Source organism: Ruegeria sp. AN11 (assembly GCF_056536005.1).
This window is the reverse complement of record NZ_JBQFJD010000001.1, coordinates 254940-276232: the sequence shown is the minus strand read 5'-3', so window position 1 is coordinate 276232 and position 21293 is coordinate 254940. Positions and strand designations below refer to the sequence as shown.

Annotated in this window: 19 protein-coding genes and 1 pseudogene; 9 read left to right on the top strand and 11 right to left on the bottom strand. The window is 56.8% G+C overall.

Features of this window, described 5'->3' with window-relative positions; genetic code table 11:
• Positions 1-3: 3 nt before the first annotated feature.
• Genes ACR3EQ_RS01410 through ACR3EQ_RS01400 form a run of 3 tightly spaced genes read left to right on the top strand, consistent with a single transcriptional unit; the run spans position 4 to position 2406 of the window.
• Entirely contained in the window at positions 4-819 is an 816-nt protein-coding gene (locus ACR3EQ_RS01410; RefSeq protein ID WP_170614528.1) for an ABC transporter permease, read from the top strand.
• Positions 820-854: 35 nt separating this feature from the next.
• A complete protein-coding gene (locus ACR3EQ_RS01405; protein ID WP_170614672.1) occupies positions 855-1613 on the top strand; it encodes an SDR family oxidoreductase in 759 nt (252 codons plus the stop codon).
• Between the two features lie 16 nt (positions 1614-1629).
• A complete protein-coding gene (locus ACR3EQ_RS01400) occupies positions 1630-2406 on the top strand; it encodes an SDR family NAD(P)-dependent oxidoreductase (RefSeq protein ID WP_480489606.1) in 777 nt (258 codons plus the stop codon).
• 218 nt (positions 2407-2624) lie between these two features.
• On the opposite strand, the gene ACR3EQ_RS01395 is transcribed toward ACR3EQ_RS01400, so the two are convergent.
• From ACR3EQ_RS01395 to ACR3EQ_RS01365, 7 genes are all read right to left on the bottom strand, one after another.
• Positions 2625-3845: an aminopeptidase P family protein gene (locus ACR3EQ_RS01395; protein ID WP_170614526.1), complete on the bottom strand. Its 1221-nt coding sequence runs from the start codon at positions 3843-3845 to the stop codon at positions 2625-2627.
• A 162-nt stretch (positions 3846-4007) separates the two neighbouring features.
• Positions 4008-5219, bottom strand: a complete 1212-nt coding sequence (locus ACR3EQ_RS01390; protein ID WP_170614525.1) for an ABC transporter permease — start codon at positions 5217-5219, stop codon at positions 4008-4010.
• 5 nt (positions 5220-5224) lie between these two features.
• Complete coding sequence (locus tag ACR3EQ_RS01385) at positions 5225-6499, bottom strand: ABC transporter permease (RefSeq protein ID WP_170614524.1); 1275 nt, start codon at positions 6497-6499, stop codon at positions 5225-5227.
• A gap of 72 nt (positions 6500-6571) precedes the next feature.
• A complete protein-coding gene (locus tag ACR3EQ_RS01380) occupies positions 6572-7663 on the bottom strand; it encodes an extracellular solute-binding protein (protein WP_170614523.1) in 1092 nt (363 codons plus the stop codon).
• A gap of 103 nt (positions 7664-7766) precedes the next feature.
• Positions 7767-8867 (bottom strand): ABC transporter ATP-binding protein, encoded by a 1101-nt coding sequence (locus ACR3EQ_RS01375; protein ID WP_170614522.1) that lies wholly within the window; start codon positions 8865-8867, stop codon positions 7767-7769.
• Between the two features lie 136 nt (positions 8868-9003).
• Positions 9004-9714 carry an aspartate racemase/maleate isomerase family protein gene (locus ACR3EQ_RS01370; RefSeq protein WP_170614521.1) on the bottom strand — a complete coding sequence of 237 codons (711 nt, stop codon included), beginning with the start codon at positions 9712-9714 and terminating at the stop codon, positions 9004-9006.
• Entirely contained in the window at positions 9711-10856 is a 1146-nt protein-coding gene (locus ACR3EQ_RS01365; RefSeq protein ID WP_480489605.1) for a M24 family metallopeptidase, read from the bottom strand. Before ACR3EQ_RS01365 ends, ACR3EQ_RS01370 begins: the two co-directional genes overlap by 4 nt.
• Before the next feature lie 192 nt (positions 10857-11048).
• On the opposite strand from ACR3EQ_RS01365, the gene ACR3EQ_RS01360 reads away from it, so the two are divergent.
• A complete protein-coding gene (locus tag ACR3EQ_RS01360) occupies positions 11049-12233 on the top strand; it encodes a M24 family metallopeptidase (RefSeq protein WP_170614519.1) in 1185 nt (394 codons plus the stop codon).
• 33 nt (positions 12234-12266) lie between these two features.
• Here the strand turns inward: ACR3EQ_RS01360 and ACR3EQ_RS01355 are convergent, their stop codons facing one another.
• Positions 12267-13109 carry a LysR family transcriptional regulator gene (locus ACR3EQ_RS01355; RefSeq protein WP_480489604.1) on the bottom strand — a complete coding sequence of 281 codons (843 nt, stop codon included), beginning with the start codon at positions 13107-13109 and terminating at the stop codon, positions 12267-12269.
• Positions 13110-13215: 106 nt separating this feature from the next.
• Between ACR3EQ_RS01355 and ACR3EQ_RS01350 the strand changes: the two genes are divergently transcribed.
• The 5 genes from ACR3EQ_RS01350 to ACR3EQ_RS01330 are packed head-to-tail and all read left to right on the top strand — an operon-like array spanning position 13216 to position 18015.
• Positions 13216-13815, top strand: coding sequence for an amino acid synthesis family protein (locus ACR3EQ_RS01350; protein ID WP_480489603.1), 600 nt, complete (start codon positions 13216-13218; stop codon positions 13813-13815).
• Positions 13787-14575, top strand: a complete 789-nt coding sequence (locus tag ACR3EQ_RS01345; RefSeq protein WP_170614516.1) for an alpha/beta fold hydrolase — start codon at positions 13787-13789, stop codon at positions 14573-14575. The genes ACR3EQ_RS01350 and ACR3EQ_RS01345 overlap by 29 nt, the downstream gene beginning before the upstream one ends.
• Entirely contained in the window at positions 14572-15489 is a 918-nt protein-coding gene (locus ACR3EQ_RS01340; RefSeq protein WP_170614515.1) for a flavin reductase family protein, read from the top strand. The genes ACR3EQ_RS01345 and ACR3EQ_RS01340 overlap by 4 nt, the downstream gene beginning before the upstream one ends.
• A 3-nt stretch (positions 15490-15492) precedes the next feature.
• Complete coding sequence (locus ACR3EQ_RS01335) at positions 15493-16527, top strand: LLM class flavin-dependent oxidoreductase (RefSeq protein WP_480491728.1); 1035 nt, start codon at positions 15493-15495, stop codon at positions 16525-16527.
• 9 nt (positions 16528-16536) lie between these two features.
• Positions 16537-18015, top strand: a complete 1479-nt coding sequence (locus ACR3EQ_RS01330; RefSeq protein ID WP_480489602.1) for an aldehyde dehydrogenase — start codon at positions 16537-16539, stop codon at positions 18013-18015.
• Positions 18016-18308: 293 nt separating this feature from the next.
• On the opposite strand, the pseudogene ACR3EQ_RS01325 reads toward ACR3EQ_RS01330, so the two are convergent.
• The 3 genes and pseudogenes from ACR3EQ_RS01325 to ACR3EQ_RS01315 form a co-directional block, all read right to left on the bottom strand.
• Positions 18309-19014 (bottom strand): annotated as a pseudogene (locus ACR3EQ_RS01325) (IS6 family transposase).
• 94 nt (positions 19015-19108) lie between these two features.
• Positions 19109-20116, bottom strand: coding sequence for a LacI family DNA-binding transcriptional regulator (locus ACR3EQ_RS01320; protein WP_480441284.1), 1008 nt, complete (start codon positions 20114-20116; stop codon positions 19109-19111).
• A gap of 5 nt (positions 20117-20121) precedes the next feature.
• Positions 20122-21291, bottom strand: coding sequence for a dihydrodipicolinate synthase family protein (locus ACR3EQ_RS01315; RefSeq protein ID WP_480489601.1), 1170 nt, complete (start codon positions 21289-21291; stop codon positions 20122-20124).
• Positions 21292-21293: the final 2 nt, after the last annotated feature.

Below are 21293 nucleotides of genomic sequence, written 5' to 3'. Positions count from 1 at the left end.
GAAATGCGACTGTATGCTCTGTGCGTTTACTTGTTTCTCTATATCCCAATCGGGGTCATAGCGCTCTTTAGTTTTAATGCCGGACGCCATGCCAGCCAGCTGCAAGGTTTGTCCACGCAATGGTACGGCAAGGCGCTGAACAACCCGTTCGTTATGGATGCGTTGGAAACCAGCCTTATCGTGGCACTTGTATCGGCCACTCTGGCCTCTTTGTTCGGAACAATGGCGGCTGTGGGTCTGCAAGGTATCCGCGGGCCGATGCGCACGGCCTTCGACGGTTTGATCTACGTGGCCATCATGATACCCGGCATCGTCATCGGAATTGCGACCCTGATCGCACTTGTCACTGTGTTCAACTTCGTGAACCCGGGCATTGCAGCGCTCTGGCCCGAAGGGGCTGAGCCGCCAAAGCTCAACATGGGTATGGGCTCTCTCATTGCAGCGCACACCATGTTCACGATGGCCCTTGTCGTGATCATTGTTCGCGCAAGACTTTCCGGCATGGACGCCACCCTGACCGAGGCGTCGTCGGATCTCTATGCGACGCCATTTGGCACGTTTAGACAGGTCACCTTGCCATTGATCTTTCCAGCGATTTTGGCCGGGTTTCTATTAAGCTTCACCTTCAGCTTTGACGACTTCATCATCGCATTCTTTGTCGCAGGGTCCGAGACAACGCTTCCAATTTACGTTTTTTCGTCAATCCGCCGCGGTGTCACGCCAGAGATCAACGCCATAGGCACAATGGTTCTGGCCGCGTCATTGGTCCTATTGATCACAGCCCAGGTCCTTCTGCGGAGGGGAGACAAGAAGAAATGACAGCTGTTAAGCTCATGAAGACACGTTTTGAAAAGATCTCTCTCGACGGTCGCATTGCCTTTGTGACCGGGGCAGGATCCGGTATCGGAAGGGCAAGTGCCATCTCGATGGCTGAGTGCGGGGCGCACGTTGTCGTAACCGATCTTGTCGGTGAACTGGCCGAAGCGACGGCCCAAGAAATCATGGAAAATGGCGGCAGTGCCGACAGCATTGCGCTGGACATGACGGATGACGGCGCCGTTGTTGGCGCACTCCGGACGACAATCGAAAAACTAGGCCGACTGGACATACTGCATTCGCACGCAGGTATTCAGGTCGAGGGCACGTTGGAACAGGTCAGCCCCGAAGGCATGGATGAAAGCTGGCGGTTGAACGTACGGGCGCATTTCGTTGCGGCACGGGCGGTGGTCGGGCAGATGCGTGCGCAGGGCGGCGGCAGCGTCATCATCACTTCGTCCAATTCTGGGGTGCAGTATGACCGCGAAATGATTGCCTATGCGACCACGAAGCACGCAGTTGTGGCGATGGTGCGCCAGATGGCTGCGGACTATGCCAAGGACAATATCAGGTTCAATGCGCTGTGCCCCGGTTGGGTCGACACACCATTCAACGCTGGCTTTGAAACCCAGATGGGCGGGCGGGTGGCTTTGGAAAGTTATATCGCGAACAGCATCCCCATGGGGCGTTGGGCAAAGGCCGATGAAATCGCCGACGCGGTCGTGTTTTTGGCCTCTGACATGTCCACCTTCATAACGGGCCACGCGTTGGTGATCGACGGGGGTGAGTGTATCTGAAAAACGGGAGGGATTGATGGCACACCGGGCAAGACTGGAAGGAAAGACGGCTGTCATCGCCGGCGGAGCAACAGGGATGGGGCGTGCAACGGCCCTGTTGTTCGCGCAGGAAGGCGCAACTGTTTCGATCTTCGATATCAACGATAACGAGGGTCAGAAAACAGCTCAGATGATCCGTGATCAGGGCGGCAAAGCTAAGTTCTTTCACTGCGACGTCACCAGCGCCCGTGATATCGACACCGCATTTGATGCCAGCGTCGCCGAGTTCGGGGCATACAATGTGTTGTTCAATCATGCAGGCTCGATCATCGTAAAATCACTGCATGAGACATCGGAAGAAGAATACGATTGGCTGATGGACCTGAACGTGAAATCTGCTTTCCTTGTTTGCAGACGTGCGGTGAAAGAGATGGCCGAGAACGGCGGTGGTTCGATCGTCATCACCTCGTCGATCGCTGCCGAGTTGGGGTACGCGCTGGAGTCCGTCTACTGCATGTCCAAGGCCGCCGTCCTGCAACTGTCCCGCACGATCTCGACCGAGTATCGGGACGCCGGAATACGCTGCAACGCGGTCTGTCCCGGATTTGTTGAAACAGCACATGGGCTGAAGGAAATTGCTGAACTGGACGCCGCCGGCCAGGAATGGGAGGACAGCGGCATGGCCGCAACGCAGGGGCGCATCTGCTACCCTGAAGAAGTGGCCAGAACCGTGGTATTCCTCGCCTCGGATGATGCGAGTTTCGTCAATGGAACAGCCACCTATGTCGACAACGGCTGGCACGCGAAGGGTTGAAGACTGGAGAGCGGGTGGAAACTGATTTCCGAAGGCTTGGCATTCCCAGAAGGACGGCCGCCCTGCCCGCTTCTGGCTGACTAAATCTACATCTCGAGGGAATTTCGACTTTCGGGAAATCTCCATACGTCGAAAACCGGAACACTATTATTGCCGATGTATACCTGCTCGGCGCGCATCCATAAAAGGGTGGAGCCAAAGCTCCACCCCCTTGATCATCAGGCACCGATAATGTTGTGACCCGGTCCGTATGGGAAACCGGTGATGTTTTCGGCCCCGTCTTCACCCACCACCAGAATATCGTGTTCCCGGTAACCGCCCGCACCGGGCTGGCCTTCGGGAATCCACAGCATCGGCTCGATCGATACGACCATTCCGGGTTCCAGCACAGTGTCGATGTCCTCACGCAATTCCAGACCGGCCTCACGACCATAGTAATGACTCAGAACACCAAAAGAGTGGCCATAGCCGAAAGAACGATACTGAAGCAGGCCTTCGTCGGCAAAGAACCGGTTGATCTCGGCAGTGATGCCGGAACAGGTGGCGCCTGGCTTGATCAGGCTGAGGCCAAGTTCGTGCGCGGCCACGTTTGCCTTCCAAAGGCGCAGGCTGTCGGCATCCGGCTCGCCCAGAAACAGGGTCCGTTCCAGTGCGGTATAATAGCCCGAGATCATCGGGAAGGTGTTCAGGGACAGGATATCGCCCTTTTGCAGCGCGCGTTTTGTCACCGGGTTATGTGCGCCATCGGTGTTCAGACCGGATTGGAACCAAACCCAGGTGTCGCGGTATTCGGCATCCGGATAGGCACGCGCGATTTCCTCTTCCATCGCGTCTCGACCCGCCATTGCAACTTCGATCTCGGTTACGCCTTCGCGGATGGCCGCGTGAATGGCCGCACCGCCAACATCCGCAGTGCGCGCGCCGCCCTTGATCAGTTCAATTTCCTCTGCGGATTTGACCATACGAGCCGCCATCGTATCGGGCGCGACATCGACCAACTCGGGGGCACCCAGCATGCGCAGGGCAGTTTCACGCGCCGCAATGGTCATGTGGTCGCTTTCGATCCCGACCCGCTTGGCGTTTCCGATCAGACTTGCAACGGCACGCCAGTAGTTGTCGCGCTTCCAGTCGGTGTAGATCACGTTGTCTTCAACCGACCGGCGCCACGGTTGCCCGGCATCGATATTGGCGGACACGGTAGTGCAGTTGTCTTGGGTCACAACGCAGCCATACGGGCGACCGAAGGAACAATACAGAAAGCCCGAGTAGTAGGCGATGTTCTGCATCGACGTCAGCAGCACGACGGGGATATCCCGCTTGGCCATGATGGCGCGCAGCTTGCCAAGACGGCGGTCATACTCGGCCTTGCTGAACGGCAACGGGGCCTTGTCACCATTGTGGCAGGTGAAGAACTCGGGGCGGTTTGAAATGTCAGTCATCTTTGGTCTCTCATCCTTGCCGGGTGTGCAATCCCCGGCCACATGTCCCGGCGTTCAGGACAGGCGGTCTCGGGGTCCGAGAGCCGATCACCTCCTTAGACGCCGCGACGCCATCGCGGCGGAGATGAACAGGTGAATCGATAGATCAGACTGTTTGCTACGTCAAGCGGGCGAAAGACCCCGCAACCGTTCGGAACGGCGCCGCAACAGTTCGACCGTGGTCAACAGGGCAATCGACAAGACCACCAGGATTGTCGCAACCGCCAGAATGGTCGGGCTGATCTGCTCACGCAGGCCGGTGAACATCTGCCACGGCAAGGTCTTCTGGCTGGCGGAACCGACAAACAGTACCACGACCACTTCGTCGAATGACGTGATGAAGGCAAACAGACCACCCGAGATGACGCCGGGCAGGATCAGCGGCATCTGGATCTTGAAGAAGGTCCGCACCGGCCCCGCGCCCATATTGGCCGCAGCCCGGGTCAGGGACCGGTCAAAACCGACCAGAGTCGCCGTCACGGTTATGATCACAAAGGGAATACCCAGCACGGCGTGGGCCAAAATCACTTTCAGATAGCCCACGAAGTTCTTGTTCATGCCCAGCGTGCCTTCAAGGAACCGTCCGATATCGCTGTAGAAAAAGAACATGCCCGTCGCCGAGATGATCAGCGGGACAATCATCGGGGAAATCAGAATACCCATGATCGCGCGGCGCCCGGGAACGTGGGACTGGCTAAGACCAATGGCGGCCAGAGTTCCCAGCGATACCGAAATAACCGTCGCAATCGGCGCAATGATGAGCGAGTTCTTGAAGCTGCGCTGCCATTCGTTGTTGGTGAAGAAGTCCCGATAGTGCTTGAGCGAATAGCCTTCCGGGTCCAGCCGCAGCATCTCGGGCGTAAAGGTGAAGAAGTCCTGCGCGTTGAACGACAGCGGCAGCACCACAAGGATCGGCGTGATCAGGAAGACGAAGATCGCACCACAGATCACGCGAAACAGATAGTGGTAAAACACCTGTTGCGCTGTCAGGTACGGCAAAAGCTTGCGCCGATAGCGCCCCTCGTACAGCCAGTAGATAAACCAGACGAAAAACCAGCCGCCGAGTAAACCCAAGACGCCGCCCATCAGGCCGGCCACCAAAAACCCTATGACGCCGAATCCGACGATGTTGATCCACCGTGCGAGTTTTTCATTCTTAACAAGATTTATGTAGACCCAGGCCAGCCCCGTAATCAGGACAGCTCCACCCAGAATGCCAAGAAAAACCGAGCCATTTCCTGCGCCGACAAAGATGCCGGCAAAAGCCCCTGCCAGTGCGACACTGGGCAGAACCATGGACATGGGTTTGCGGGATATCGGTGTCAGTGCAGCCATCTTGATTATCCCAACTTCACGTTATCGATGCCCACGATCTTGTCGTAGACCCAGTAGAGCAGCAGCACGACCCCCAGAAGGATCGTACCCAAGGCCGCGGCAAGCCCCCAGTTCAATGAGGACGAGATGTGATAGGCGATCCGGTTCGAAATAAAGACGCCTTTGGTTCCGCCCACGATCTCGGGCGTAATGTAGTAACCGATCGCCAGAATGAACACGAGGATCGACCCGGCGCCGATCCCCGGAATGGATTGCGGGAAGTAGATACGCCAGAAAGTCGTCCAGTTCGTCGCACCCATGGATTTGGCCGCGCGCGTGTAAGTGGCCGGAATGGTCTGCATCACTGAATACATTGGCAGGATCATAAACGGCAGCAAGATATGCGTCATCGCGACGATTGTGCCGATCTGGTTGTTGATGATGATCAGTCGAGAGTCGTCCGCTACCAGCCCCAACCAAACAAGTGTATCGTTTATGACCCCCTGTTGTTGCAACATGACTTTCCAGGCCGATGTCCGAACCAGAAGGGATGTCCAGAATGGCAGCAGCACCAGGATCATCAACAGGTTCGACACCCGCATCGGAAGCGTCGCCAATAGATAGCTGACAGGGTACGCAAGCAAGATACAGGCACCCGTAATGACGAGCGACATGAACAGCGTGCGTCCGAAAAGCTTGATGAGGATCTGCTTGTCTTCCGGTTGGGCCTGCGCCCCTTCCGGCGTTCTGCGCATATCGACGGCATTCAGGAAGTAACCGTTGGTGATCGTCGGTGAATGGGTTTTCATCACCCGCCAGGTTTGTGGATCCCCCCAGCCGTCGTGGATCTCGATCAACTTCTCCTTGAACGGCCCGTCCGTTTCAGGATCCAGTTTTTTGATCTGACGCCCGGATTTGCGGAACATCGAGGACATACCAGTCTCTTCATAGTTCAAACGCGTGCCGAGCTTTGTGTGCTCTTTGTTGTCAATCGCAACAATCATGTCGCGCACGAATGCGTCATACACATCCTCGCCCGGCAACTCTCCTGATTGTTCGTCCCAGTTGTTCAGGGCCTCAACAGTCAATGGAAGAGTGTCGGACACGATGCTGTTTTCAACCGACCGGAACAGCATCGATGCAATGGGAACAAGGAATGAAAACAGGACAAACAGAAGAAGCGGCGCAACCAACATCAACGCCCGGAGCTTTTGCCGTCGTAGCGAACGCGCCAGCGACTGCTTAAGCGGTGTTCCATCAGCGGCCAGCATGGGGCCCGCGTTTTGGGTTGCGTCAGTCATTGTTGTCCCTTGGCTTTTTCTGGGTCAGGGGCAGGAATCCGCCCCTGACAGTGTCACCAATTCAACGGCTGCTTATTGCGCCAGCCACGCCTGGAATTTGGCGTCGATATCGTCGCGGTAGTCAGCCCAGAACTCGTAGTTGTAAAGGAACGTGTTCTTGGCGTTCTCCGGATCGGTCGGCATGTGCGGTGCCATGTCGATACCCAGATCGGCGTGCTGACCAACCAACGGAGCCGACGAAGCGCGTGCCGGGCCGTACGAGATGTACTTGGCCTGATCCGCCAGACGCTGCGTATCGGTCGCGAACATAATGTAGTCCAGCGCACGCTGCTGACGCTCTTCGCTCAGGCCGGCCGGGATGATCCAGCCGTCCAGATCGAACACCTGCGCGTCCCAAAGCATGGCGACGGGCTGCTTCTGCTCTTCGATCACGCTGAACAAACGGCCGTTATAGGTCGAACCCATCACAACCTCGCCATCGGCCAGCAACTGCGGTGTGTCCGCACCGGCGGACCACCAGACAACGCTGTCTTTAATGGTGTCCAGCTTGGCCAGCGCCTGGTCCTGACCATCGGCAGTGGCCAAGACGTCATAGACGTCATCTTTGGCCACGCCATCACAAAGCAGCGCCCATTCCATATTGTTGATCGGGCGTTTTTCCAGCGAACGCTTGCCGGGATAGGTTTCCAGATCGAACACGGCGCAGATGTCGGTCGGTGGAGTATCGCCCACCAGATCGGTGCGGTAACCGAAGGTGGTGGAGTAGACGATCTGCGGGATAAAGCAGTCGCTGACCAGCAGGTCGCCGAAATCCTCGGAGGCCGGTGTTCCATCGGGCGCCGGAGCGAGTTGGGTGTCAAAGTCGATTTCAAGCGCAAGCCCTTCATCGCACAGACGAATTGCATCCGCAGCGACAACGTCAACCACATCCCAGGTGATGTTGCCCGCTTCGTTCATCGCACGCAGCTTGGCCACAGCTTCGTTCGAGCTGTCATCGTTCAGGATGGTCACCCCGGTCTTCTCGGAATAGGGCTCGTGATAGGCCTTCAGCTGCGACTTGGAATAGGCCCCGCCCCAGGAAACGATGGTCATTTCCTGTGCGAAGGCACCGCCAGCAACCACCCCGAGTGCCGCTGCTGTCAACAATGTTTTGGTTGTTTTCATGTATAACTCCCAGTTCTTCCCGTTTATGTGTGTGGTCGGCTGATGCACGGGTATTCACCAGCCAGTCCCTCAGTGAGGTCGCGCTTGTTCCGCGCGACTTGGTCTATGCGTCGAGCGCACGACAATCCTGAGCCAGCCAACCAATCTCGATCTCCTGCCCCGGGGACAGGCGGATTGCGTCTGGTGCGTTCCGGGTTTTGACTATGAAGTCATCGTTTCCTGCGACGGACATCCGGAACCGGAAAACGTCGCCCATATAAATGAACTCTTCGACGGTTGCCTTCAGAGTATGCGCATCCGCGTGCAGGCGATTCTTGTTGAATTCTACCCGCTCAGGCCGGATCGACACCTTGGTCCGTTCACCCGGTTTGTGAACATTGATCGGAACCGCGTCGATTTCAGAGCCATCATCCAGTTGGACAACACATGTGCCACCACCAATCGATTTAACGACACCTTCCAAGGTGTTGTTTTCCCCGATGAATTGCGCAACAAAGCTGTTTTCCGGTTCTTCGTACAGCTGATCAGGCGGCGCAAGCTGCTGAATGCGGCCATCGTCAAACACGGCAACACGATCTGACATGGTCAGGGCCTCGGTCTGGTCGTGAGTAACGTAGACCGTGGTGATTCCCAGTTCATGCGCAAGGCGCGTGATTTCGAACTGCATATGCTCGCGCAGCTGTTTGTCCAATGCGCCCAGGGGTTCGTCCATCAAAACCAGTTCGGGTTCGAAAACCAGGGCGCGCGCCAAGGCGATCCGCTGTTGTTGGCCACCGGACAACTGAGCCGGACGTCGACCTCCAAATTGGCCCATCTGAACCATATCCAAAGCGCGCTGAACCTTTTCCTCCCGCTCGGACTTGCCCAGCTTGCGGACCTCCAACGGGAACGAAAGGTTTTCGGCCACTGTCATGTGCGGAAACAGAGCATAGTTCTGGAAAACCATACCGATTCCGCGCTTGTGCGGTGGAATATTGTTGATGGGCTTGCCATCAAGCAGGATTTCACCGTGGGTGGCGGTTTCAAACCCTGCGAGCATCATAAGACATGTCGTCTTACCCGAACCTGACGGCCCGAGCATTGTCAGAAACTCACCCTTGGGCATCGCAAGATTTAGATCTTTAACGACGAGGTTCTCGCCATCATAAGACTTCTGAACGCGTTGGAATTCGACAAACGCGGCGTCGTTCAATGTACCGGTCACAAGACCCCCTGTTTCGTCAAATGATTATCCGAGAGTATCGGATTTCATTGATCTGTAAGCAGCAGTTAAGACCATGCAGTAGGCACTTGGCAACAATATATAGCGCATTTCCGCATTTTGAATTTAACTTTACCGCTCAGTGAACACCGTTGAGGCGACGCATATGCCATGCAAGGCTTTGATTACTCGAAAGAACCGGCTTGCCGATCTGCTCACGAATCTCGGGGATAGCATCAAGGGTGCGAAGGTTCGTGCAGCTAAGGAAGACGGCTTCAACCGACGGATCAGATCCCAGTTCAGTTGCGGCTTCAACCACGGATTGGACCGAAATCCGCGCAACCTTTGCCTCTTCGGCCTGCCCGAAGGTTCCAAATACATCCATGGTTATTCCGTTTTCCGAGAACGCGTTTCGCAGCGGTGCGTTGACCTCCTCGATGTAAGGAGAAAGCAGCGCGAATTTCGAAACACCCAGGTGCGCAGCGCAGGCCGTAGCGGCACGCAATGGATTTGTCACTTCATCTGTATTGCACGCCTGCTTTACAAGCTCTGCCACACGCTCTGATCCAATGACCGAACTGGCCGACGTGCAGCCATATCCAACCACCCGAAAAGGCCGCGCGCCTGGCAACAACCCCGCCGCCGCCGGCAGGGCTTTCTCCATTTCCGCAAGGCTCTCGGTTGTTACCTCGATTCCACTGGGTATTCGCGTTATGTAAAGCGGGTTCTTCCGGTCTGAGAAATACGCACTGAATTCCGGCTCAATCGTTTCGTCGACTTGCAGAACAATCAACCCAAGCGGCGAAGCCTGCGGGTCGTCTTCGTCAAGCGTGTAGGGAACGTGGGTCATAGCTCGATCATCTCCGGCCCGATGCGCGGGCTGATAAACCGCGGGGCGTCGGCTGTTACAACGATGTTTTCTTCGTGAACCAATATCTTGTCACCAACCGCAATACCCGGCTCCAACGTCAGCACCATACCAGGTTCAAGGACGGTTTGGTCCGTCGGGATAAGAGACGGCCATTCGGTCAGCGACATTCCCAATCCGTGTCCCAATCGCCCTGCATCCGTGCCTTCAGAGTCCTTGGTCAGCACCGTATTCATGGCATGAAACAAGTCCGCCGCGGTCGCGCCGGGCCGCGCGATTTCGAACGCAGCGTCGGACGCTTCAATCAGCCTAGCGTAAGCAGATTTCACGTCGGGATTTGCAGGACCCACAGACCAGTTGCGGTCGAAATCGCTGAAATACCCATCCCAGACCAGGCCGGTGTCAAGCATCAGTACATCGCCAATCGCCAAAGGCGACGAAGAGGCAGGCGAAATCACGTCAGAGTAACCGCCCTGCTCTGCCCCACCCGCGAGATACGGCACCCAGTCGGCACCTTCCTCCAGACAGAGTATCTGGAAACGACGAAAAACCTCATCCAAAGGCACGCCGACCCGGGCAATCTCGGGAACTCGGGCGAATGCCCGACCGGCTATGCCGCATGCGGTTTCGATTTTGGTGATCTCTGCCTCGGATTTGACCGTGCGCAGTTGGCGCAAAATACCGTGGTCTCCTGTGACACGGCGCGAGCCAAGACTGATACGCAGACGTTCAATATCCGACATGGGCATACGCGCGTGGGTCTCGTGACCATCGGGCATTCCGATACGACCGTCGGCTGGCGTCAACTCCCTCAGGGCATCGGCCAGAAGCGAGACGCCGTCGTCCTGCAGGTCGGGTGAACTCCACGTTCGGATATCATCAATCCAAGTCTGCCCCATCAGCGAAGCACCGATGGAGGGAATAACAGCGACAGGTTTACCGGCCGCAGGCAAGATCAGGAACCAGGGGCGGGTCGGGCTTTCCCAGAACCTGGTCAGGTATCCGGTAAAGTACCGCACGTCGGTTTCCGTGGTAAGCAACAGCGCGGACAAACCTGCGTCATCCATCAACGCCTGCGCGCGTTTGGTACGATTCGCGAATTCCGTTGGCTCGAACCCCCTCATTCGGCGACCACAGCGCTGGTGTCCCACGTGCAGGCCGAAACGTTGGAACGATACGGCACAGTTGGCGCAGTTCTTCGGTCCAATCGGTGTGGATTGATATCGGTCTTCATGCCCCCCCCAATTTTGGTTCGTTGACGTGAGCCGATCGGTAGGGTTCTGTCAACCAAAGTCTGTTGCTAACTGGAGACGCCCATGACCCATTCCGATCCAGCCTTCAGTCAGGCCGAGTATGATCGCCGTCTTGCCAAGACCCGAGAGGCGATGGTCGCAAAAGGAATAGACTGCCTGTTTGTCGAAGATCCCTCGAACATCGGGTGGCTCACCGGGTACGAGGGTTGGTCTTTTTACGTTCACCAGGGCGCCCTGATCTTTCTTGATGCGGACCCGATCTGGTGGGGACGCCGTCAGGACACAAACGGTGCGCTACGCACAGTGTGGATGGGGGACGATCGGGTTTTCGGATACGCGGATCATTTCGTGCAATCGACCACACGGCATCCGATGCAGGATTTGGCGCAGCTGATTGTCAAATGCGGGCATGGCGCTAGCCGAATTGGGGTGGAACTGGACAACTACTACTATTCGGCCAAAGCCCATATTGCGCTGACGTCCGAATTGCCTGAGGCAACAGTGATTGATGCAACGGCTTTGGTAAACTGGCAACGAGCCGTGAAATCCGACGAAGAAATCACCCTGATGCGCAAGGCGGCCCGAATATCGGAGTTTGTTACTGACGGCGTCCTTGAACGCGTTGAACCCGGGTTGCGCAAGAATGAACTGGTCGCGCAGATATATCATGATGCGATTACCGGCGTCGGTGATGATTGGGGGGACTACGCCGCCATCGTGCCACTTCTGCCGTCGGGATCTGACGCCGCCGCGCCGCATCTGACCTGGAATGGTGATGTTTTCAAGTCGGGTGAATGCACGTTCTTTGAGCTTTCAGGGTGCTATCGCCGCTATCACGCGCCTTTCTGTCGATCGGTATTTCTGGGTCAGCCACCTGATCACCTCAAAAGAGCCGAGGAAGCTTTGGTTGAAGGACTGGAGGCGGGTCTGGAGGCCGCAAGACCCGGCAATCGCGCGAGTGACATCGCCAAGGCGCTGGCGGCACCGCTCGAACGCGCCGGTATCGAACGCGGTGCTCGCTGCGGCTATCCCATCGGCCTCAGCTATCCTCCGGATTGGGGCGAACGCACGATTTCGCTGCGGGACGAAGACAATACGATCCTCGAAGCTGGCATGACGTTTCATTTTATGCCGGGACTTTGGATGGATGATTGGGGTCTTGCGATTACCGAGTCGATCCTGATCGGGGAAAGCGGACCAGCCGAGTGTTTGTGCCAACGACCACGAAAAATGTTCGTGAAACCCTAAGAACGGCACGGACTATTAAGTGTCGATGCCTGATCAATCGCTAATCTGTTCAAGCAACCAGTCATGAAACAACACGGCTGCGGGATTGGAGGTATCGGCGGAAAGGTAATATCCCTCGTTGCATTCGACAGAGCAGCTATGCGCGCGTTCGACCAAACCGGACGCAATCGCGTGTTTCGCCAGAAATTCGCTGACCAGAGCGACCCCGCTGCCATGAACGGCCAGTTGAAGCGCCATGCCGAATGTATCGACAAAAACGGTTGGCTGACGCCGCACGTCCTGCTTTTCGAACCATGTATTCCAACCGCTTGACGTACCGACTGCCTCAATCAGGGGAAGGTCAAACGGGTCTCCGGCAAGTGTCGGCGCCTTGAATGCAACCAGGCCGTCCGGCCTTAAGCGCTCGGACCCCTGCCCCACTTGTTTTTCTGACCCAAACCGGACCTGAACGTCAGCCTGGGACGCGTGAAAATCGTCAGGCCAGATTGCACTTAACAGCCGCACGCTAATGTCGGGATGGCGCGTGGCGAAGTCCGAAAGATGCGGGGCGATGACCCATTGTGCGATGCTGACAGATGTCGCCACCGTCAAAACATCGCCTGGTGCGCTGGCATCGGCCCTTCCGGCGGCAGCGGCCAGGACTTCAAGCGCGCTGCCAACTTCGGGCAACAGTTTTCGCCCGGCATCTGTCAGGGCCAGACTGCGCGGATGCCGGACAAAAAGTGCGGTCCCCAATCGCATCTCAAGAGATTTTACCTGCTGACTAACTGCCGATTGCGTCAGCCCGATTTCTTCCGCCGCCGCCGTAAAGCTCAGGGTGCGAGCCGCAGCCTCAAAGGATCGGAACCAGGTCAGAGGCGGAAGTGATTTCCCCATTGGTCAAGCTGGCCATTAGTCTTTTTAATGTAAAAGCACATAATTCAATCATTTGTCAAAATCCACGGCCATTTCTAACCTCTGCCAGCGCGACAGGAGGGTTAAGATGCAGCCAGAGATACGCAAGATTGTAACCTACGACGAGGAGGTTCTTGTCGAAGGGTTTCGCCCCGTGGAAACCCCGTGGCGCATGTTTGCCGTGGCCGCAATAGTCACCAATCCATGGGCCGGTCGGTACGTCGAAGACCTTAAACCTGAAATTCAGGCCTATGGCCCCGTTCTTGGCAAGATGATGACAGACCGCATGATTGCATTGGCCGGGAGTGGTGACGCAATCGAAGCTTATGGCAAGGCAGCCGTCGTCGGGCTGAATGGCGAGGTCGAGCATGCTTCGGGCCTTATTCATACTCTGCGGTTCGGCAATCATTACCGGCAGGCGGTTGCCGCTAAATCCTATCTGGCGTTTACAAACACACGTGGCCCGGCGAATGCGCCGATCATGGCGCCATTGATGGACAAGAACGATGCCGGTCGGCGTTCTCACTACCTGACCATTCAATTCTCGATCCCGGACGCGCCACGCGACGACGAGATTGTCGTTGTACTGGGCGCGGCAACCTCGGGCAGACCGCATCACCGCATCGGCGACCGTTATCAGGACCTTAAGGACTTGGGCCATGACGTGGACAACCCGGCCGCGGTCTGAGATCGGCGGGTTGGCCGCAATTCAAGCTGGCTCAGGACCGGACGTTCTGTTGCTGCATGGCGTTGGCTTGCGGGCTGAAGCCTGGGGCGCTCAGTTGGACGCACTTGCCTCTGCGAGCCGCCTGACCGCTCCGGACATGCCCGGTCACGGAGAAAGCCCGCTTGGTGATTCAGGCGGCGAGCTGTCGGACTACATCAATGCGGCATTGAGTGTTCTGGGTTGTCTGAATGGGCCGGTCGTTTTGGTCGGCCACTCGATGGGCGCCATGATCGCGCTGGAACTTGCCGCCAAAGCACCGGATCAGGTCCGTGGCGTCGTGGCATTGAATGCCATTTTTGAACGCAGTGCAAAAGCAGCGCAGGCGGTACAGGATCGGGCCTCGGAACTGGACGGCGAAACACAGGCCGATCCGACGGGCACGTTGCGCCGGTGGTTCGGCGATGCCGCCTCACCTGAACGCGATGCCTGTCGTGAATGGCTGATGGCCATGGATCCAGCAGCCTACAAGTTGGCCTATACGGTTTTTGCCCAAAGCCAAAGTCCGCGGCGCGACGAGTTGGTGAAACTTGCCTGCCCAGCGCTTTTTCTGACCGGCAGTCTGGAGCCGAACTCCACCCCCGACATGTCCCGAAACATGGCAGATGCCACACCGAACGGGCGGGCGCAGGTCATTGACGGTGCGGCACATATGATGCCGATGACACATGCAATTCAGGTCAACGCCGCCATTTCCAGCTTTCTGAGCGAGGTGCAACCATGACCAAACTCGACCCCAGTGACCTCCGGCGCGCTTTTGGCAGCTTCATGACCGGCGTGACAGTCGTTACCACACGAAATGCCTCTGGCGCTGCCGTGGGCTTCACGGCAAATTCCTTCACATCGGTTTCGCTTGGCCCGCCGCTAATCTTGGTCTGCCCCGGCAAAAGCCTGTCTTCATACGACGAGTTCTCAGCATGCAACTATTTTGCGGTGAATATTCTGGCCGAAGGGCAGGAAGAAGTGTCCAACACATTCGCCGGGTTCAAAGGTGATCGATTTGCCAAAGCTGGCCACACCCTCGACGCGCGCGGCATTCCACTGATCGACGGCGCGGTCGCGACGTTCTCCTGCCGGACCCATCAGGTGGTCGAGGCAGGCGACCATTGCGTTTTGATCGGGCAGGTCGAGGCGTATTCCCACAACGAAACCCCAGCGCTTGGCTTTGCGAACGGACGGTATTTCAGTCTCGGTCTGGAACGCGGTGCGCTTGAACCCACAGGGCGAAAGGTCGTCTGCGGCGCAATCATCGAACATGAAGGGCATATGTTGCTGGAGAAAAACGATGCTGGTTTCAGACCGCCCCAGGTCACGCTTTCAGACCGGAGCCAATTGCGAAACGGCCTTCGGCAAGACCTGCACGCTCGTGGAATAGACGCGCGTCTGGGCGTTGCCTACTCGGTCTATGACGATGCCACGACGCACCATGTCTACATACTTGCCAATGCGGCGGAACTTCCACGGCACGGCAATCTCGAGGCGGTCGCAATCAAGGATTTGGCGACCCTTTCTTACGCGACGCCTCCAATCGCCACCATGATGTCTCGTTATGCACTGGAAAGCCGAACCCGCGACTTCTCACTTTATCTGGGCAACGCGCAGCAGGGCGACACGCACAGCCTCTCGGAAAGGACCTGAATGATGGAGTTTTCTCTATTTGCACACATGGAGCGGCTGAGCCCCGATCAGCCCCATGAGAAGCTGTATGAAGAATTCACTGAGCTGTGCAAGATGGCCGATGAGGCCGGAATGCGCGCTGTCTGGACTGGCGAGCACCATGGCATGGACTTCACCATCGCGCCCAACCCGCTGATGTCACTGGTGGATATTGCACATCACACCAAAAACGTGCGGCTTGGCACCGGTACAGTGATTGCGCCATTCTGGCATCCGATCAAGCTGGCCGGCGAAGCGGCAGCGGCCGACCTTATGACGGGCGGTCGAATTGAGCTGGGCATCGCGCGCGGTGCCTATTCCTACGAGTATGAACGGATGATGCCCGGCATGGATGCGTGGGAAGCCGGCCAGCGTATGCGCGAAATCGCCCCCCTCCTGCCCAAGCTTTGGGACGGTGACTGTGCGCATGACGGAGTGTTCTTTCAATTCCCGGCCACCACCTCGGCCCCCAAGCCCGTACAACCCGGCGGGCCGCCCATCTGGATCGCGGCGCGGGATCCAAACAGCCATGAGTTCGGCGTACAGAACGGCTTTAACATCCAGGTTACGCCGCTGTGGCAGGGCATGGAGGAAATAGAAACGCTGATGGGTCGCTTTGAAGACGCCTGCACAAATTACGAAGGCCCGCGCCCCAAAATCATGCTGTTGCACCACACCTATGTTGGCCGCGATGATGCTGACCTGGGTCAGGCCGCAAAGGATTTATCCCGCTTCTACAATTACTTCGGGGCCTGGTTCCAAAACAAGCGGCCAGTCCAACAGGGCTTGATCCAGGAATTGACGGACGAAGAGATGGCGGCCAATGCTATGATGGCCCCGGAAAACCTGGCTCGTGATCTGACCGTCGGTACTGCGGATGGGGTCACGGACCGTCTGAAACGCTACGAAGACCTTGGCTATGATGAGTATTCGTACTGGATCGACAGCGGCATGAGCTTCGAGCGCAAGCGCGCGTCGCTGGCGCGTTTCATCGACGACGTAATGCCAAAGTTTCAGTGAGGCTCGATCATGAACCAGAAACCACACTTTCAACTCTATATTGACGGCGAATGGACCGAAGGATCGCGCGGACAGGTGATGAGTTCGCAAAACCCCGCAACGGGTGAGGGATGGTCCAGTTTCGCCTGCGCTTCTAAAGATGACGTGGACCGCGCCATTTCTGCGGCGCGCCGGTCCCTTGATGACCCAGCGTGGCGCGACATGACGCAAACCGGACGCGGCAAACTCCTGTACAGGCTTGCGGACCTGATCGAACAGAACGCCAAACTCCTGGGCGAGCTCGAGACAAAGGACAGCGGAAAGCTACTGGCCGAAACCGCAAGCCAGACAGCCTATGTCGGTGATTATTATCGATACTATGCAGGGCTCGCAGACAAGATCGAAGGTGCGGTCCTGCCGATCGACAAACCGGATATGCATGTCTTTACCAGGCGCGAACCCATTGGCGTAGTGGTCGCGATCGTGCCTTGGAATGCACAGATGTTCCTGACCGCAACCAAGCTTGGACCGGCTCTTGCGGCAGGGTGTTCGGTCGTTCTGAAAGCATCAGAAATTGCGCCTGCTCCGATGCTGGAGTTTGCGCGGCTGATCGATGAAGCGGGTTTTCCGCCCGGTGTTGTTTCCGTCATTACAGGCGACGCCGAGAATTGTTCGATCCCCCTCACCCGGCATCCCGAGGTCGACCGGATCGCGTTCACTGGCGGACCGCAGACAGCACGCCACGTGGTGCGCAACTCGGCTGAAAACTTTGCGGTAACCACGTTGGAGTTGGGCGGCAAGTCTCCGATCATAGTTTTTGATGATGCCAACCTGGATGGCGCGGCAAACGGCCTGATTGCAGGAAACTTTGGTGCCTCAGGCCAAAGCTGCGTGGCTGGGTCACGCGGGCTGATACATCGTCCGGTGCTGGATGCCCTGGCCGAAAAGATCGAAGAGAAGATGAAGGGCGTCGTTATCGGGGATCCTTTGGAACAAGCCACCCATATCGGCCCGCTTTGTACCGACGCCCAGATTGCCAGAATTCAGGCGACTTTGGCAAAGGCCACAGAACAAGGCGCGCGCATCCGTTTTGGTGGTACGCCACTGGACCGGCCAGGAAACTACATGGCCCCGACGCTGGTTGAATGCACAAGTGCCGAGACAGAGACCCTGAAGGTCGAAATGTTCGGTCCTGTGATGTCCCTTTTGCCTTTCGAAACGGAAGATGAAGCCATCGCATTGGCCAACGACTCGCAGTTTGGGCTTGGGTCCGGCGTTTTCACCGAAAATGTCGCCCGTGCCCATCGTGTGTCATCGCGATTGAAATCGGGAATCTGCTGGATCAACACCTACCGCGCCGTATCCCCAATCGCGCCCTTCGGTGGCTATAATCAATCCGGTTATGGCAGGGAGGCGGGCGTCGAGGCTATTCACGACTATACCCGGACCAAAACTGTCTGGCTGAATACGTCAGACCAGCCAATGTCGAACCCATTTGTCATGCGCTGACCAGACTCTGCTTCACGTTTTGGTCGAAGGGATCCTTATTTTTGCTTTTCCTGCGCACCGAGTACTCAGAGGGCCGTTTGATATGACGCGAAGCCGAACGATCTTGGGACCGGCGTTGAGGCACATGAATGGTGACTTCCAAATCATCGATAGAGGCTAAGAAAGACCCCACCCCCAGAGCAAACAAAACAATAAGAAGGATTCGCAGAGCAGTTCCGAGTTATAACCTGTTCTGGTGGCGGAGCTGTCAGACGAATTCGAACGTGTCTCTGATAAGCCGGTGACACTGTCTTTTATCTCGCGCCAATTTCGCGCCACTCGGCCAGAGCGGCGGCGCGCGTCAGCATGAAGGTGTCACGGCTGGCTAGCGATTTTTCCGGGTTGAAGTGGTTATAGATGCAGGAGTGGACGGAGGCGCATTTCTGTAAGCTTCGCATGCGCCTGAAACGTTGCATGGCGCGTTCGCGTCGTTGAAACGGGAGAAGTGATTTCTCGACGCAGTTGTTGGGCCACCTGCCCGTCCTTTGTTTTTGAGAGCACCCAATTGTCTGAGCGCAGCCTAATAGGGTGCAAAACAGTCGGTCACGATCTCATCGACACAACTATGGCGCTTCAATAACTTCTTGAGGAATATCAATGCTGCAGCTTTGTTTCGGCGTTTGGTGAAAGCGGCTTCCAGCACCTTGCCTTCGTGATAAACGGCCCGCCAAAGGTTGTGTCTCTTGCCATTCACCTTCACAAAGACCTCATCCACGTGCTGCTTCTGTTTCGAGAATGCGAGCAGTTGCTGGGCTCGCTCTTGCCTGGTCTCGGAGGCAAACATCGGGCCGAACTTGTTCCACTAAAATCGGACGGTTTCGTGGCTCACCTCAATTCCCTGTACACGCACTAGATCTTTCACGTTTGAAGCGGCAATGGGAACCGAACGTATAGCATTACAGCCAAACGAATGACCTCTGGACTGGTCTTGAAGTAATTGAATGGCGACTGTTTAATCATGCGCGAAAGCTACGAGAGCACCCGACCCACCACAACCCAAGTTATTCTGACAAGACGCTAGGAGCTTCTCGACAAGGGCCGGTATAACCTTCTGCTATACTGTGTCTTTCGTGGTTTGCCGCAAAACCAAGCGCGTTGAAGTGCGCGTGTGCCGCGCTGGCGCGACTCCATCCTGCAGCCACAGCAAAACAGTGTCCGCGACTTTTTCTCCAAACTCGGATACGCCGCAACGTACTGTAGACAAAGCTGGCCAGCATTCTGATGCTTCCTTGATGTCGTCGAAACCGACTATCTGAAACTCCGTGCCAATCTTTACCTGAGCTTCATGGCAGGCATTAATCATCCCAAAAGCAACAAGATCATTGAAACAAACCGCGGCATCGCACGCCGGTTGCTCCTTGAAGAGGCTGACTGTTGCCTTATGTCCAAATGATCGGCTGGATTCCCCGGTTTTAACAACAGGCTGCAAGTGGTTGTCTTTCATTGCTCTGATATAGCCGGACAGTCTTTCCTGAGTGACTTCGGCGCCATCCAGACCACCGATGAAGGCGATGTTCCGCGCGCCCGTTTCGATCAGGTACTGCGTTGCCGCGCGTCCTCCTTCTGCGTAATCAGGAGCGATAAAGGGAAATCTGCCCGTTTCGCTTTCAACCTGTCGCAAGACCTGCATCAAAGGGATGCCAGCTCGCTCGACCGCAGACAGGGTGTTTGAGACATCGCCGTAAGCAGGCGATAGGATCAAGGCGGAAACCCCATGCTCCAGCATCGCGCCCACCACCTGATCCTGAAGCTCGGGGTCTTCGTTTGTATTAGCCACAACAACCGCATAGCCTCGGGACCCCAGTGCCATCTGCAAGGAAGTCGCAAACTCAGTAAAAAATGGGTTGTTCAGGTCGTTGATAACCAAGCCTATGAGCGCCGTTCCCGTGGATCGCAGATTTGCCGCCGACCGGTTGTAGACATACCCAATCTCTTTCATGGCGGCATGAACCAGCTTGCGTGTCTCTGGCTTCACCTGCGGACTGCCCTGCAAAACAAGGCTGACCGTCGACTTGGAAACGCCCGCCGAGTTGGCGACATCTATGATCGTGGGTCTGCGCATTTAGGCTATTGTTCAACTCCATGCAGGTTGAGAAGCGTGGTCATCCGTGCTTTAGCCAGTTCCGGATCCGAGAGCAAACCGGCCTGATCCGCCAGCCTGAAGACCTGCGCGTAGTGGCAGATGTCGCGGCTGGATTGGAAGCCACCCGGCATGATGAAATGGGACTGCGACCCGTTCAGCCACGCCAAGTACGTAATACCGGCCTTGTAGAACCGGGTTGGTGCGCGGAAAATCTCACGGCTGAGTGGCACCGTCGGCGCGAACAGAGCACTGTAGCGATCCATGTCATTCATCGCAAGCGCCTCAAGCGCTTGGCTGGCGGCTGGAGCGATAGCAGCGAAAATCCCAAGAAGAGCATGGGAAAAATGTGTTCCATCCCCGACAATTAGGTCCGCATAGTTAAAATCGTCCCCGGTATAAAGGCGTACACCTTCCGGCAGCCGAGCGCGGAAGGCTTCTTCGTGCGCTTGGTCCAGCAAAGAGATCTTGATTCCGTCAACTTTGGCAGGGTTTTCCTTGATCAAGGACAGCACAAAATCACTGGCCGTATCAACATCCGCACTGCCCCAATAGCCCTTGAGCGCAGGATCGAACATGTCCCCCAACCAATGGAGAATTATGGGTACCGCAGCCCCATCGATCAGCGTGCGATAAACATCATGGTAGGTGTCCGGACCCGCATCGATAGCTGGGAAGGCGCGTGACGCCATAAGGATCAATTGCCCTCCGACGGCTTCAATCGCCTCGGCCTGATGCTCGTAGGCTGACAGGATTTCACCCGCTGTGTTCAACGCGCTCAGCGGCAAGTGATCGGTCCCTGCCCCACAAGCCACCCGAGGCGACAACGGGTGTACCTGCGCAGCCTTCATCGTGCGTTGGATCAATTCCAACGCGGTCTCCCAATCGACCCCCATACCCCGTTGCGCGGTATCCATCGCCTCGGCCAGGCCCAACCCCTGATCCCAAAGCCCCTGACGAAAACTCAAGGTCGCGTCCCAGTCAACGGCCGGGCGTCCATCCCAAGGGCTACGTTCTGCCAGCGGGTCTGAAACCACATGCGCTGCTGCAAAGGCCGTCCGCGTCAGAGGCACTTGCGGCGCACGCGGCACCAATGGCGTCCCAGTCAGCGCATAGGGTTCAAGCTTCCCTTCGGGATTTGGCAAAATCAGTTTCATTG

Bases quoted from the DNA above. Each gene is read 5' to 3' on its own strand.
- ACR3EQ_RS01410 (WP_170614528.1), top strand. From the start codon at position 4: ATGCGACTGTATGCTCTGTGCGTTTACTTGTTTCTCTATATCCCAATC.
- ACR3EQ_RS01400 (WP_480489606.1), top strand. From the start codon at position 1,630: ATGGCACACCGGGCAAGACTGGAAGGAAAGACGGCTGTCATCGCCGGC.
- ACR3EQ_RS01395 (WP_170614526.1), bottom strand. From the start codon at position 3,845: ATGACTGACATTTCAAACCGCCCCGAGTTCTTCACCTGCCACAATGGT.
- ACR3EQ_RS01390 (WP_170614525.1), bottom strand. From the start codon at position 5,219: ATGGCTGCACTGACACCGATATCCCGCAAACCCATGTCCATGGTTCTG.
- ACR3EQ_RS01385 (WP_170614524.1), bottom strand. From the start codon at position 6,499: ATGACTGACGCAACCCAAAACGCGGGCCCCATGCTGGCCGCTGATGGA.
- ACR3EQ_RS01380 (WP_170614523.1), bottom strand. From the start codon at position 7,663: ATGAAAACAACCAAAACATTGTTGACAGCAGCGGCACTCGGGGTGGTT.
- ACR3EQ_RS01370 (WP_170614521.1), bottom strand. From the start codon at position 9,714: ATGACCCACGTTCCCTACACGCTTGACGAAGACGACCCGCAGGCTTCG.
- ACR3EQ_RS01365 (WP_480489605.1), bottom strand. From the start codon at position 10,856: ATGAGGGGGTTCGAGCCAACGGAATTCGCGAATCGTACCAAACGCGCG.
- ACR3EQ_RS01360 (WP_170614519.1), top strand. From the start codon at position 11,049: ATGACCCATTCCGATCCAGCCTTCAGTCAGGCCGAGTATGATCGCCGT.
- ACR3EQ_RS01355 (WP_480489604.1), bottom strand. From the start codon at position 13,109: ATGGGGAAATCACTTCCGCCTCTGACCTGGTTCCGATCCTTTGAGGCT.
- ACR3EQ_RS01350 (WP_480489603.1), top strand. From the start codon at position 13,216: ATGCAGCCAGAGATACGCAAGATTGTAACCTACGACGAGGAGGTTCTT.
- ACR3EQ_RS01345 (WP_170614516.1), top strand. From the start codon at position 13,787: ATGACGTGGACAACCCGGCCGCGGTCTGAGATCGGCGGGTTGGCCGCA.
- ACR3EQ_RS01340 (WP_170614515.1), top strand. From the start codon at position 14,572: ATGACCAAACTCGACCCCAGTGACCTCCGGCGCGCTTTTGGCAGCTTC.
- ACR3EQ_RS01335 (WP_480491728.1), top strand. From the start codon at position 15,493: ATGGAGTTTTCTCTATTTGCACACATGGAGCGGCTGAGCCCCGATCAG.
- ACR3EQ_RS01330 (WP_480489602.1), top strand. From the start codon at position 16,537: ATGAACCAGAAACCACACTTTCAACTCTATATTGACGGCGAATGGACC.
- ACR3EQ_RS01320 (WP_480441284.1), bottom strand. From the start codon at position 20,116: ATGCGCAGACCCACGATCATAGATGTCGCCAACTCGGCGGGCGTTTCC.
- ACR3EQ_RS01315 (WP_480489601.1), bottom strand. From the start codon at position 21,291: ATGAAACTGATTTTGCCAAATCCCGAAGGGAAGCTTGAACCCTATGCG.